Source organism: Micromonospora sp. D75, from assembly GCF_018070405.1.
GTDB classification, from domain to species: Bacteria; Actinomycetota; Actinomycetes; order Mycobacteriales; family Micromonosporaceae; genus Micromonospora; species Micromonospora chalcea.
On sequence record NZ_JAGPXV010000089.1, the window covers coordinates 1 to 13,637 of the forward strand.

11 protein-coding genes are annotated in these 13,637 nt (G+C 71.6%); 7 read left to right on the plus strand and 4 right to left on the minus strand.

Annotation, left to right across the window (positions count from 1 at the left end):
* The 4 genes from KBX39_RS08330 to KBX39_RS08345 all read left to right on the plus strand — a co-directional run.
* Nucleotides 1–920 (plus strand): penicillin-binding transpeptidase domain-containing protein (locus KBX39_RS08330; RefSeq protein ID WP_247659982.1); only part of this gene is annotated, 920 nt, incomplete at its 5' end.
* 274 nt (nt 921–1,194) lie between these two features.
* Nucleotides 1,195–2,508, plus strand: a complete 1,314-nt coding sequence (locus tag KBX39_RS08335; protein WP_209963009.1) for a prenyltransferase/squalene oxidase repeat-containing protein — start codon at nt 1,195–1,197, stop codon at nt 2,506–2,508.
* Entirely contained in the window at nt 2,505–3,803 is a 1,299-nt protein-coding gene (locus tag KBX39_RS34010) for a methyltransferase domain-containing protein (RefSeq protein WP_210869856.1), read from the plus strand. Before KBX39_RS08335 ends, KBX39_RS34010 begins: the two co-directional genes overlap by 4 nt.
* Nucleotides 3,804–3,859: 56 nt before the next feature.
* Nucleotides 3,860–4,690: a hypothetical protein gene (locus KBX39_RS08345; protein WP_051611373.1), complete on the plus strand. Its 831-nt coding sequence runs from the start codon at nt 3,860–3,862 to the stop codon at nt 4,688–4,690.
* A 12-nt stretch (nt 4,691–4,702) separates the two neighbouring features.
* Here KBX39_RS08345 and KBX39_RS08350 read toward each other — a convergent pair whose 3' ends face one another.
* The 3 genes from KBX39_RS08350 to KBX39_RS08360 all read right to left on the minus strand — a co-directional run bounded on the left by KBX39_RS08350 (nt 4,703) and on the right by KBX39_RS08360 (nt 8,821).
* On the minus strand, nt 4,703–5,977 hold the full coding sequence (locus tag KBX39_RS08350) for an arginase family protein (protein WP_043328780.1): 1,275 nt from the start codon (nt 5,975–5,977) through the stop codon (nt 4,703–4,705).
* Between the two features lie 58 nt (nt 5,978–6,035).
* The gene (locus KBX39_RS08355; protein WP_043328779.1) at nt 6,036–6,953 is read right to left on the minus strand and encodes a tetratricopeptide repeat protein; all 918 of its coding nucleotides are present in this window, start codon (nt 6,951–6,953) and stop codon (nt 6,036–6,038) included.
* A 179-nt stretch (nt 6,954–7,132) separates the two neighbouring features.
* Nucleotides 7,133–8,821: a methylmalonyl-CoA mutase gene (locus KBX39_RS08360; protein WP_043328778.1), complete on the minus strand. Its 1,689-nt coding sequence runs from the start codon at nt 8,819–8,821 to the stop codon at nt 7,133–7,135.
* 319 nt (nt 8,822–9,140) lie between these two features.
* Between KBX39_RS08360 and KBX39_RS08365 the strand changes: the two genes are divergently transcribed.
* The gene (locus tag KBX39_RS08365; RefSeq protein WP_247659983.1) at nt 9,141–9,509 is read left to right on the plus strand and encodes a hypothetical protein; all 369 of its coding nucleotides are present in this window, start codon (nt 9,141–9,143) and stop codon (nt 9,507–9,509) included.
* A 3-nt stretch (nt 9,510–9,512) separates the two neighbouring features.
* Here KBX39_RS08365 and KBX39_RS08370 read toward each other — a convergent pair whose 3' ends face one another.
* Nucleotides 9,513–11,156 carry a PucR family transcriptional regulator gene (locus KBX39_RS08370; protein ID WP_210869858.1) on the minus strand — a complete coding sequence of 548 codons (1,644 nt, stop codon included), beginning with the start codon at nt 11,154–11,156 and terminating at the stop codon, nt 9,513–9,515.
* A gap of 148 nt (nt 11,157–11,304) precedes the next feature.
* On the opposite strand from KBX39_RS08370, the gene KBX39_RS08375 reads away from it, so the two are divergent.
* Together KBX39_RS08375 and KBX39_RS08380 are read left to right on the plus strand one after the other, a co-directional pair.
* A complete protein-coding gene (locus KBX39_RS08375) occupies nt 11,305–12,795 on the plus strand; it encodes a CoA-acylating methylmalonate-semialdehyde dehydrogenase (RefSeq protein ID WP_187693391.1) in 1,491 nt (496 codons plus the stop codon).
* 20 nt (nt 12,796–12,815) lie between these two features.
* On the plus strand, nt 12,816–13,637 hold an 822-nt coding region (locus tag KBX39_RS08380; RefSeq protein ID WP_210869860.1), incomplete at its 3' end, for an aminotransferase class III-fold pyridoxal phosphate-dependent enzyme.

A 13,637-nucleotide genomic window follows, 5' to 3' on the forward strand; every position in this document is an offset into this window, starting at 1 on the left:
GTCAGCCGGTGAAGACCACCATCGACGTGGCGACCCAGAACGCTGCCGACGCCGCGTTGCGCGGGCAGACCCGCCGCTCCGCGCTGGTGGCGCTGCGGATCAGCGACGGCGCGGTGCTGGCCGCCGCGAACGGTCCCGGGGCGGCCGGCGAGAACCTCGCGTTCACCGCCCAGGTGCCGCCCGGCTCGACGTTCAAGATGGTCAGCGCGCTCGGCCTGCTCGACCGGGGCGCGGTGACCCCGCAGACCACTGTGAACTGCCCGAAGACGGCGACGGTCGAGGGCCGCAGCTTCAAGAACTCGGACAACTTCGAGCTGGGCGCGGTGCCGTTCGCCACCGACTTCGCCAAGTCCTGCAACACCGCGTTCGTGGCGCTGGCGCCGAAGCTCGGCCCGGACGGGCTGGCACAGGCCGGCCGTACGCTCGGCCTGGAGGCCGCGTGGGACCTCGGCGCGGACGCGTTCACCGGCAAGGTCTCCGCCAACGGCCCGGCCACCGAGCAGGCCGCCGCCGCGATCGGCCAGGGCACCACGCTGGTGAGCCCGCTGGCCATGGCGAGCGCCACCGCGGCCGTGGCCCGGGGCAAGTTCGAGCAGCCCAAGCTGCTGCTCGACCCGGCGCCGGCCAAGCCCGCGCCGGCCGGCGAGGCGCTCAAGCCGGAGTCGGTGACGGCGCTGAAGTCGATGATGCGCGGGGTGGTCACAGCGGGCAGTGGCAGCGCGCTGGCGGACGTGCCCGGCGAGCCGGTGCACGGCAAGACCGGCACCGCGGAGTACGACAACAACCCGGCGAACACGCACGCCTGGTTCGTCGGGTGGCAGGGTGACGTGGCCTTCGCCGTCTTCGTCGAGCAGGGCGGGGCGGGCTCGAAGGTGGCGGCGCCGATCGCCGAGAAGTTCCTGCGCGGCCTCGCCCGCTAGCCCGCCTGCCCCGCCGTACGCGCACCGGGCGCAGCACTGTCGGATGTCCGGCATTCACTTGCGGTGGGGAAGCGGCGGCCGACGCGGCGACGAAACTCCGACACACCCTCGCAAATCCCTTGCGCTTTTTCTCGGACAGTCGTCGATCGGGTCATTACCGCAACCGACGGCCATCGACTCCCGTCATGACGGGTGGTGAACATCAAGACAGCGCTGTACGGTGCCGACACGCGCCCACAGGCGGCGATCCGCCCATCATCGCTGTGGAGATGAATTGGCACACCCAGTAGCAGCGCTCTCGGGAAAATCCCTGTCCGAATCCATCGACCGCGCCTTGTCCTGCCTTCGGGTCAACTTCCGGTCGCCCGAGGGCACGGCTGGTTGGTATCACTTCCTGGACGATCCCAATCCGGGAATCACCGCCTCCGCCGTCGGGCTGTTCACCTTCCGCATCGCGGGTCAGGAGTTCGAACGGGCTGACGAGATCATCAAATACCTGGTCGACCAGCAGATCGTCGATCCGGACGGCGGAGCGGGTGGCTGGGCCGTGAGAACCACCAACGGCTTCCCGATCATCGAGGCCACCGCATGGGTGGTACGCGCGCTGAGCCCTCCCGGCACGGGTCGGCTCGCCGCGTCCGACGCATTGCGGGGTGGCGTGCGCTTCCTGGAAGAGAACCAGAACACCGACTTCGGTTGGGCCTCATACGCCGGTCAACCCTCACGAGTCTTCCACACCGCGCTGTGCATGCTGGCGCTCCAGGAGTGCGGCGGCCCGCCGCACGTCATCGACAACGCCAAGAAGTGGCTGATCGGGGCGCAGAGCCCCGACGCGCCGGCCTGGGGCCCGTTGCCCGGCGCTCCGCCCACCCTCCTGCACACCAGCTTCGCCCTGCTCGCCCTCTCCCAACTCGAGGGCGCGCTGAGCGTCAACACGATCAGCAAGACGACCGACTGGATCCTCGAACGGCTGGAGGCGGGCGAGCACGTCGAGCGGTCGTCGACGGTGGAGGAGTTCGACGTCCCGTACCCGGACGGGGACCGCCAGACGGTGTTCCAGAATGTCCTGCCGCACTTCGCCGGCCCGATCGCCGTCACCGCTCTCCTGGCGGCCGGCGTCGACCCGCTGCAACCCAAACTGTTCGCGGCGGCTTCCGCGATCATGCGGGATCAGGGTCCGACCGGCGCCTGGGAACTGCCACGCAGCCCGTTACGGGAGTCCATTTGGGCGATCTGGCCCTTCGTCTCGGCCCTGTCGAAGATGCGGGAGGCGGTGTTCCCCGGACGGACCGGCGAGGCTCAGCTCCTCTACCCGGGTTGCGCCCTGGTACAGACACAGGTGAGCGCGAGGAGGCTGACCAGCGCCCTGTTGATGCGCAACTTCCTGCTGAACTGGGTACGCCGACGCAAGGTGACGCTCGCACTGTGGTCGATCGGGGTCGTCTATTCGATCGGCGCGGTGGTCCTCTACCTGACCAGAGCCGTCGATCGCACCGAGTTTCTGGTCGGTCTCATCCTCCCCGCGCTGCTGCTGATCTTCCAACTGATCTGGGGGGCACGCCGGCGGCGCGGAGGGCAAGGGCAGTGACGGGCGGACCGGCCGACAACTGCGAGATGTGCCGGGAGGTCAGGCGCAACACCGTTGGCGCGTCCGGCCTCGACGATCCCTCGCCGCCCCGGCTCGTCATGCGGTGGTCGGGCCTCGACGTCATGGCCGGACTCGGCTCCCTGACTCCGGGCTACGCCCTGGTCGTACCGCACCGTCACGCGCCGAGCAGCGGCGACCTCCCCGCCGGGGAACGGTCCCGGCTGCACGTCCTGGCCCGCGCCGTCGCCGCCCAGATCGAGCGCGTCTTCGCCTGCCGGGTGACTCTGGTCGAACACGGCTCGTCGGGCAAGGAGGCCGGTCACCGCGGCGGCGGCTGCATCACCCACTGTCACATCCATTTGTTTCCGCTCCCGCCGGAGGCGGATGCCCGCGCGCTGGTTCCGCCCGGCGCCCACCCCGTCGACGGCCTCGGCCCATTGATCAAGGCGGCCGACGCCCGCAGGAACTACTACTACTGCTCGTGGGCACCGTCCTTCCACTATCTGACCCTCGAACCTCCTGCGGTTTCGCAGTACGCGCGACGTGTCTGGGCCGAAATCGTGGGCCTGCCGGACACCTGGGACTGGGCCGCTTTTCCCTATATTGAGAACTGCCACATCACCATTAGGGAACTCCGACGGGACGAGGCGCGGATGAACGAGACGATTGGTGCCGAGGTCCTGGACGAGACGCTGGCCACCTACGAGAACAACGCCGCGCGCTACGCGGCGGACACCGAACAGTTCGCGGACGACTCCGCGCTTCCCCACCAGATCGACCACCTGCTCGATGCGACCACCGGTCCGGTACTGGACGCCGGGGCGGGCGCGGGTCGGGACGCACACTACATGGCGGCCAGGGGCCGTCCCGTCGTCGCCATGGACGCCTCTGCCTCCCTGCTCACCCAGGTCAAGTGGAGCGCCCCGTTCTCACGGCTGGTGGCCGACATCAGGGACATCCCACTGGCCGACTGCTCCGTCGGCGCGATCTGGTGTTCGGCGGTCCTGCTGCATCTCGGCGGTGCGGACGTACGACGGTCGCTCGACGAGCTGCACCGGGTGCTGAGACCCGGGGGCATCATGCAGATCTCGGTCAAGGAGGGCCGAGGGCTCGTCAGCGAGCAGCTGGGCGAATCGGGCGAGGTCCGGCACTTTTTCCTGTACGAGCTGCCCGAGCTGCGCGCTCTGGTAGAGGAGGCCGGCTTCGAGGTGACCCGGGCCTGGACCGAGGAGGAGAGCAACTCGGGCCGATCCGCGCAGAGCTGGGTAAAGGTGCTGGCTACGAGGAGGTACTGACCGTGCTGCCCCACCTCCATCTGCACCTCGAACCCCAGCAGCGCAAACGTCTACAGGTGGGCCTGACTCCCGCCGAGCATCGCCGGGATCCGGCGGCCTTCTTCGCCGCGCACGACGTCGGCAATCGCGGACGGCTCCCGGTGTCGGCGGACGACTTGCGATCGTTCATCCGGCAGATGCACGAGGAGCAGCGCCGGGAAGGGGTGGATCACGTCGAACTCCGGCTCTCGCCGCGGCGGTTCGTGTGGGACGGCATGCCACTGGCCGCGTTCCTCCGCGTCGCGCACACCACAATGGAGTCGCTGGAGCGCCCGTCGGTCCGGGGGATTCTCCTGATCAACCGGGACAGCGACGAGGAGTTCGTTCGCGCCTGCACGGGCGCGCTGGCCGACCTTCCGGCCACCTTCGTGGGCATCGACCTCGCCGGCGACGAGAGCAGGTACGACGACACGGCTCCGTTCCGGGGCCTGTTCCGCGCCGCCCGCGAGTCGGGGCTCGGCGTCACGGTGCACGCCGGGGAGTTCGGGCACCTGGATGGCGTATGGCGTGCCCTGGACGAACTCGGCGCGCAGCGTTTGGGCCACGCGGTCGCCGCCGCCCGCAGCCCGTCGCTGCTCAAGCGGTTGGGAAACGACGGTGTGCTCGTCGAGGTGTCGATCTCATCGAATCTGGCCCTGGGCGCGGTCGACGCGGCCCACGCCCACCCGGTGCGGACCTTCCTCGACGCGGGTGTGCCGGTCTGCTTCAACACGGACGTCCCGTTGGAGAGCGGGGCTACGCTTCCGGAGGAGATGGCGTCGGCGGCGAGGCTGCTCCATCTGAGCGTCGCCGAGGTGACCGCCGTGCAGCGGAAGGCGGCGGCGTTCGTGTTCCGACGGCCGGGCTGAACTGCCGCGCGATCAGTCGATGCCCGCGGACGACGGCGGGGTGTCCTTCGGTGCGTCCTCGTCGGTCTGGGGCACCCGACGCAGCAGCCCGGAGGAGACCGCGGCGGCTGGCCCGATCGGCTCAACGGCGACGGCCGGCACCGGCGTCTCCAACGACGCCGAGGCGAGCCCTCCGGACGTCGGCGCTGAGGCGAGATCCGGCTCGTCCGCCGCCAGGCCGGAGCCGAGCCCGGCGGTCCCGGCCGCCGGATCCGCGTCCCGCTCTGCGGCGTCGCCGTTCGGCGATAGGAAGCTGCCCGCCCGGGTTGCCTCCGCGTACCGTGCGCGCTGGGGCGGCGGGCCGGGCGGCAGCAGACGGGGCGGCACGGCGCCCGGCGCTACGACCGGGGCGAGCCCGGCCACCACCGTGTTCACGATCTCGGCCGCGTACGCCCCGTCCGGGTCGTAGTCGGGGTCGAAGACGGTCAGCTCGACGCCGAGGCAGTGCGGGGTGTCGACCAGCCCGGCCAGCAGGATCTCCAGCTCGGCGAAGGCGATGCCACCGGGGTCGGGCGCGTCCACGGCGGGCATCACCGCCGGGTCGAGCACGTCGACGTCGATGTGCACCCAGTAGCCGGCGCAGTCGACGAGCTGCTCGTGCGCCCACTGGGCGGTCCGGGCCGCGCCCTCGGCGCGCAGCGCCGGCACCGGCCGGGTGGTGATACCGGCGGCCTGCAGGTCGAGGCGGTACTCGTCCTGCGCGCGGATGCCGAGCACCACCACGTCGATGTCCCGGAAGTAGGGCCGCCGCCCCTCGATGGCCGCCAGGTCGGGCTGCCCCCGCCCGGTGACCAGCGCCAGGTCCTCCCCGGCGGCCGCGCCGACGTAGGAGGCGTTGCCGGGGTGCCGGAAGTCGGAGTGGCCGTCGACGAAGACCAGGCCGATCCGCCCGCCGACCGCCTCGCCGAGGCGGTGCATGGCCAGCCCGGATCCGAGCAGCACCGAGCAGTCGCCGCCGAGCACCAGCGGGAACTCGCCCCGGTCGATGATCGCGCCGATCCGGTCGGCGAGCGCCAGCGAGTACGCGGAGATCTCCGGCGCGTGGCAGACGCCGTCGCCGGGTCGCCAGTCCCCCGGGTCGTACCGGGGCGGGGTCAGGCAGCCGGCGTCTCGGGCCCGCAGCCGGGCGAGCAGGCCGTGGTCGCGCAGCGCGCCCGGCGCCTTGGCGCATCCGGGCACGGAGCTGGCGGTGGGTGGGCGCAGCCCGAGGTTCGTCGGCGCGTCGAGGACGGCGATCCGGCGCATCATGGGCTCCCGTCCTCGGTGGTCGGGCGGGCCGGCGGTGCGCCGGCCCGCGCGGGTTGACTCAGAACAGCGCGCTGGCCAGGGCGCGTCGGGCGGAGGCCACGGCGGGGTCGTCCGGGCCGGCGATGGTGAACAGGCCGAGCAGGTGCTGGCGTACCCGGTCCCGGTCGTCCCCGGCGGTGCGCCGGACCAGGCCGACGAGCCGCTGGTACGCCTGGTCGGCGAGGCCGCTGAGCACCTCGATGTCGGCGGCCAGCAGTTGGGCGTCCACGTCGTCGGGGGCGGCGGCTGCGGCGTCCAGCGCGCCCTGCGGGTCGGCGCCGGCGACCCGGCGGGCCAGCCCGACCTGCGCCAGGCCCGCCTCCGCCGCCGCGTCGGCCGGGGACTCGGCGAGGATCTTCCGGTACGCCGCCTCGGCCGCGTCGAGGTCACCGCTCATCAGCGCGTCGTCGGCGGCGTCGAGGCGCGGGTCCTCCGGTTCGGCGACGGTGACGCCACCGGCCTTGAGCACGGCCTGGAGCCACTGTCGCAACTGCGACTCGGGCACCGGGCCCGGGAAGGCGTCGATCGGGCGGCCACCGACGATGGCGTACGTGGTGGGCAGCGCCTGGAGCTGGAACATCTGCGCGAGCCGCGGCTGCTGCTGCACGTCGACCCGGGCCAGCAGCCACGCTCCGCCGCCCTCGGCGGCCAGCTTCTCCAGCACCGGGGCGAACTGGTCGCTCTCCGGGTAACCGGCGGCGCCGAAGAAGACCACTACCGGTGTGGTGAGCGAGCGTTCGAGCACCTCGGACTGGATGTTCGCCTCGGTCACGTCGATCACGGCGGCGGAGCCGGCGGGGCTGCCCGGCAGCCCGGCGGGCGTGCCGCCCGGAGACGGTGTGGCGGTGGAGGTGTCGGCAGGTGCGGGGGTGCGCAGCGCGCTGAGGTCGACCGCGCCGCGGGTGAAGATCGACGAGGTGATCCGTGGGTCGCTCATGGTTGTCTAGTCTCGCACGTACGCGACGGATCTCCGACCAGCCGCGACGGCGACAGTCACCACTCTCCCCCAGCTCAGCCCGCCCGCAAGGAAGGGCCCCTTGTTAACGCCTGCGGTAGAGGAAGGGCCCCTTGTTAACAGCAGCTGTTAACAAGGGGCCCTTCCTTACAAAGCGGCGGTCAGAAGCGGGCGGGCTCGCGGTAGACGCCCCACTCGGTGCGGAGGGCGTCGCAGATCTCGCCGAGGGTGGCCTCGGCGCGGACCGCGTCGAGCATGGCGGGGATCATGTTCTCGCCGCTGCGGGCCACCTCGACCATCCGCGCCACGGCGGCGGTGACGGCGGCGTCGTCGCGGGCCGACTTGCGCTCGGCCAGCACCCGGCGCTGCTCCAGCTCCACCTCGTGCGAGATGCGCAGGATCTCCAGGTCCTTGGCGACGGTGCCGGTGTGGCAGTTGACGCCGACGATCTTCTTGTCGCCCTTCTCCAGCGCCTGCTGGTAGGCGAACGCCGACTCGGCGATGTGCCCGGTGAACCAGCCGTCCTCGATGCCGCGCAGGATGCCGGAGGTCATCGGGCCGATGGCGTGCGGGCCCTCGCCGCCGAGCTGCTTGATCCGGGCGAAGATCTCCTCCGCCTCGGCCTCGATCCGGTCGGTGAGCGCCTCGACGTACCAGGCGCCGCCGAGCGGGTCGGCCACATTGGTCACCCCGGTCTCCTCCATCAGCACCTGCTGGGTACGCAGGGCGATCTCGGCCGACTCGTCGGTGGGCAGGGCGAGCGTCTCGTCGAGGGCGTTGGTGTGCAGCGAGTTGGTGCCGCCGAGCACCGCGGCCAGGGCCTCCACGGCGGTGCGTACCACGTTGTTCACCGGCTGCTGCGCGGTCAGCGACACTCCGGCGGTCTGCGTGTGGAACCGCAGCCACTGCGCCTTCTCGCTGGTGGCGCCGTACACGTCGCGCAGCCAGCGGGCCCAGATCCGGCGGGCGGCGCGGAACTTGGCGATCTCCTCGAAGAAGTCCACATGGGAGTCGAAGAAGAAGCTCAGGCCGGGGGCGAACGTGTTCACGTCGAGCCCGCGCGACAGGCCCAGCTCGACGTACCCGAACCCGTCGGCGAGCGTGTACGCCAGCTCCTGCGCGGCGGTCGAGCCGGCCTCGCGGATGTGGTAGCCGGAGACGGACAGCGGCTTGTACCGGGGGATCTCCCGGGCGCAGTACTCCATCAGGTCGCCGATGAGGCGCAGGTGCGGCTCGGGGTCGAACAGCCACTCCTTCTGCGCGATGTACTCCTTGAAGATGTCCGTCTGGAGCGTTCCGTCCAGTGTGGACAGATTGGCGCCCTGCCGTTCGGCGGCGACCAGGTACATGCAGAAGACCGGCACGGCCGGACCGGAGATGGTCATCGAGGTGGTCACGCCGGCCAGGTCGATGCCGTCGAACAGCACCTCCATGTCGGCGGCCGAGTCGACGGCGACACCGCAGTGGCCGACCTCGCCGAGCGACTGCGGGTCGTCGGAGTCGCGTCCCATCAGCGTCGGCATGTCGAAGGCGACGGAGAGCCCGCCGCCACCGGCGCCGAGGATCATCTTGTACCGCTCGTTGGTCTGCCGGGCGTTGCCGAAACCGGCGAACTGCCGGATGGTCCAGGTCCGCCCGCGGTAGCCGGTCGGGTACAGACCCCTGGTGTACGGGAACTCGCCCGGCCAGCCGATCCGGTCGAAGCCCGGGTACGCCGCGCCCTCCGGCGGGCCGTACACCGGTTCGACGCTCATGCCGGACAGCGTGGTGAAGTCCGCGTCGCGCTTGCGGGCGGCGTCGTAGCGGGCCTGCCAGCGGGCCCGACCGGCGGCGATCTCGTCAGCGTCCATGCGCGGAGCTCCTTCTCAAGTCGTCGTCCCAAGCCCGAGTGTAGAGCGAGATCCTGAACGATCCTTAAGTGCATGCGTACCGGCCGGTAACTCGCAGGCGCCCGGCGCGAAGCCCCACCACGATCGTCGATCCGCAGGTCAGAGCGCTGTCTCACGTGCCGGACGGCTTGCCGCCGGAGCCTCCCCGGCGGCCCGGAGACGTGCCACACTCCCCGCCGTGGGCATGCACATCGCGATCGGGCCGATTACCTAGGCGGCGTACGCCTTCGCGTGCGTCGCCGGCCAAGCCACCCTGTCGGCTCGACACTGTGAGGCTCCCGTGACCACGTTCCCGTTTCCCCCCGACACCGTCGATCGCCGGCTTCCCGGCCCGGCCGTCCGGCCGCACGACGACTCCCTCGCCGGCGCGTGCACGATGGTGGTGCACCTCGGCCCCGGGCACTCCACCACCGGCCTGCTCAAGGTGCTGTCCGTCCTGCACTCACGCCGGGTCGCGGTGACGCACGTCCAGTACGTGCAGTGCCCGGACCGGTCGGCGGTGATGATCGTGGAGTGCTCCCCCGCCACGGCGTCGCTGGAGACGGTACGCAAGAGCGTCGCGAGGGCGATCCCGGTCGTCAGCGTCAGCGTGCACACCTCGCCCACCCGCGACGGTGTCCGGCGCCCCCGGGCCCGTCGCGGCAGGTGACAGTCAGCCCGCGGCACCGGAGATGCCGCCGCCGCGCATGACGTCGCGGGCGGTGAGCGCCACGTGCAGCGACAGGCGCCGCTCGCTCGAATCCAGGTCGACGCCGAGCACCCGCTCGATCAACTGCAACCGCTGGTACAGCGCGGACCGGGACAGCGACATCTCCTCCGCCGCACGCCGCTTGTTGCGCCCCTCGACCAGGTACGCCTCCAGCAGCGCCACGTGGTTCGTGCCGTGCCGCTCGTCGTAGGAGAGCAGCGGGCCCAGTTCGCGCTCGACGAACGTCTGCAGACGCACGTCGTCGCGCAGCAGGTACAGCAGGCCCCGGAGGCGGACGTCGAGGAGCCGGTAGAAGGGCCGGGGCTCGGCGGTGTGCGCCGTGGCGTCGGCCACCTGGGCCGCCTCGATCAGCGAGCGCCGCGCCAGGTCCAGCGACCTGACCACTGATCCGGCGGCGACCACGACGTCCGACCCGGCCTGCAGGCCCGCCCGGGTGAGCGCGGTGGACAGGCCGAGCAACGCGGCCTCGTCGGACTCGGCGTCGGTGAGGGCGACGAGCACGGTGACCTCCGCACCACCGAGCCCGTCGACGTCCCCGGCCAGCGCCGACAGCCCGCAGTCGCGCACCGCCGTCTCCACCGCGTCCAGCAGTTCCCGGCGGCGCGCGTTCATCTCGGCGCCGGGCCCCGGGCCCGGCCGGCGCCGGCGGACCACCACCCCGAGCAGCCGCCGCTGTTCCAGCGGCACACCGAGTCCGCGCGCCCGCAGCGCCACGTCCCGGGTCGGCGCGGAGTGGTTGACGATGCTCCACAGCAGGCTGCTGCGCGCCTGCCGTTCGACAGACGAGTCGTCCCGGGCGACGAGCTGGTTCAGCGCGATGGTGGACGCGGCGCGCTCCAGCAGGACGCTCGTCCGGGCCGGCGGCTCCTGGTCGCACAGCAGCACCAGCCGCCCCCACCTGTTGCCCCGCGCCTCCACGCCGGTCACCAGCCAGCCCGAACGCGGCTCGTAGCCGGTGCCGGACGGGACCTCGACCGCGCGTGAGCGGGTCTCCCAGCGGTCGAGCAGCTCCTCGGCCGACAGCGGGCCGGTCTCGTACGCCAGCACCTGGTGGGAGAGGTTCTCCAGCACCACGGGACGCCGGGACAGGCGGGTGACCTCGCGGAGCACCTGCCGGGGCTCCGCGCCCTCCACCGACAGCTCGGTGAAGATCCGGTGGATCTCGTCCTTCGCGAGCAGCTCGGCGGTCTGCTCCTCGACGATCACCGAGTGGACCACCTCGGTCACCGCCACGAACCGCATCTCCCGCTGGAGCGCGACGAGCGGCAGGTTCCGGCTGCGGGCCTGCTCGACGAGCGCGGCCGGCAGCGTCCCGCCGAACCGGCGGCCCAGCTCGACCACGACCCCGGCCGCGCCGACCGCCGCCAGGCCGTCGATCCACCGGCGCAGCCCGTCGTCGTCCGGCGGCAGGCCGATACCGGTGGTCAGCACCAGCTCCCCGCCGCGGAGCAGGTCGGCGATCTCCGGGATCTCGGCCACGTGCACCCAGCGCACCGGAGCGTCCAGGCGGTCCCGCCCGGCCATGACACGCGGCCCGGCCTGCTGCAACGCCGGCAGTTCGAGCACGTCGCGAACCGTCATCGGCATCAGACCGTCTCCCTCCTCGCTCCGGCGCACAGTATGTGTGCTTCTCCCGGGCGGGAACGACACAGTGCCCATTGCCCGGGCCTGGGGAAGCGCAGATGATCCGGGCATGACCCAGACAGCACCCGGCACCGTGCCCGCTCCCGTCCCGCTGGAGCGGGTGACCCACTGGATCGACGGCAAGGCGTTCGCCGGCGTCACCGAGCGTACGGCCCCAGTCTACGATCCGGCGCTGGGCACGGTCCGGACGGAGGTGCCGCTGGCCTCCGTCGACGAGGTGGACCAGGCGGTCGCCTCCGCCGCCGCCGCGTTCGCCTCCTGGCGGAACTCGTCGCTGACCAAGCGCACCCAGGTGCTGTTCGCGTTCCGGGAGCTGGTGAACCAGCACAAGCAGGAACTGGCCGAGCTGATCACGGCCGAGCACGGCAAGGTCGTCTCGGACGCCCTGGGCGAGGTCACCCGCGGTCTGGAGGTCGTGGAGTTCGCCTGCGGCATCCCGCACCTGCTCAAGGGCGGCTACTCCGAGGGCGTGTCCACGAACGTGGACGTCTACTCCATCCGGCAGCCGGTCGGCGTCTGCGCCGTCATCTCCCCGTTCAACTTCCCGGTGATGGTCCCGATGTGGTTCGTGCCGATCGCCATCGCGGCCGGCAACGCCGTCGTGCTCAAGCCCAGCGAGAAGGACCCGTCCGCGTCGCTGCTCGTCGCCCGGCTCTGGGAGCAGGCCGGCCTGCCCGCCGGCGTGTTCAACGTGGTGCACGGCGACAAGGTCGCTGTCGACCGGCTGCTGGAGCACCCCGAGGTCAAGGCCGTGTCGTTCGTCGGCTCCACCCCGATCGCCCGGTACGTGTACGAGACCGGCACCCGCAACGGCAAGCGCGTACAGGCCCTCGGCGGCGCGAAGAACCACATGGTGGTGCTGCCGGACGCCGACCTCGACCTGGCCGCCGACGCGGCGGTCAACGCCGGGTTCGGCTCGGCCGGCGAGCGGTGCATGGCGATCTCCGCTCTGGTGGTCGTCGAGCCCGTCGCCGACGACCTGGTGGCGCGCATCCGCGAGCGCATCGCCGGCCTGAAGATCGGTGACGGCCGCCGCTCCTGCGACATGGGGCCGCTGGTCACCCGGGAGCACCGCGACCGGGTCGCGTCGTACCTGGACGCGGGCGTCGAGGCCGGCGCCGAACTGGTGGTGGACGGGCGGAAGGTGCAGGTCGACGGCGACGAGTCCGGGTTCTGGCTCGGGCCGAGCCTGCTGGACCGGGTCTCGCCGGAGATGAGCGTCTACACCGACGAGATCTTCGGGCCGGTGCTGTCCGTGGTGCGGGTCGGCAGCTACGACGAGGCGCTCAAGCTGGTGAACTCCAACCCCTACGGCAACGGGACCGCCATCTTCACCAACGACGGCGGCGCGGCCCGCCGGTACCAGAACGAGGTCGAGGTCGGCATGGTCGGCGTCAACGTGCCGATCCCGGTGCCGATGGCCTACTACTCGTTCGGCGGCTGGAAGGACAGCCTCTTCGGCGACTCCCACGCCCACGGCGCCGAGGGCGTGCACTTCTTCACCCGCGGCAAGGTCGTCACCTCCCGCTGGCTCGACCCCAGCCACGGCGGAATCAACCTCGGCTTCCCCGAGAACGTCTGAGCAGCGGGAGAGACGCGACAATGAGCACCAGCGCACGCCGCACCTACGAACTCGACCGCGCCCACGTCTTCCACTCCTGGTCGGCCCAGGCCCTGCTCGACCCGATGGTCGTCGAGCGCGCCGAGGGCTCGTACTTCTGGGACGGCGACGGGAACCGCTACCTGGACTTCTCCTCCCAACTCGTCAACACCAACATCGGCCACCAGCACCCGGCGGTGGTGGCGGCGATCCAGGAGCAGGCCGCCAAGCTGTGCACCATCGCGCCGTCGTACGCCAACGACGCCCGCAGCGAGGCGGCCCGGCTGATCGCCGAGCGGACCCCGGCGGGCCTGGAGAAGGTGTTCTTCACAAACGGCGGCGCGGACGCGATCGAGCACGCCGTCCGGATGGCCCGGCTGCACACCGGCCGGCCGAAGGTGCTGTCCCAGTACCGCAGCTACCACGGCGGCACCCAGACCGCGGTGAACCTGACCGGCGACCCGCGTCGCTGGCCCAGCGACAACGGCACCGCCGGGGTCGTGCACTTCTTCGGCCCGTTCCTGTACCGGTCGGAGTTCGGCGCCACGACCGAGGAGGAGGAGAGCCGGCTCGCGCTGCGCCACCTCGAACGCGTCGTGGAGATGGAGGGCCCGTCCACCATCGCCGCGATCGTGCTGGAGACCGTGCCGGGCACCGCCGGCATCATGCCGCCGCCGCCGGGCTTCCTGGCCGGCGTACGCGAGCTGTGCAACAGGCACGGCATCCTCTACATCGCCGACGAGGTGATGGCGGGGTTCGGGCGTACCGGCGCCTGGTTCGCCATCGACCACTACGGCGTGACGCCCGACCTGATCACCTTCGCC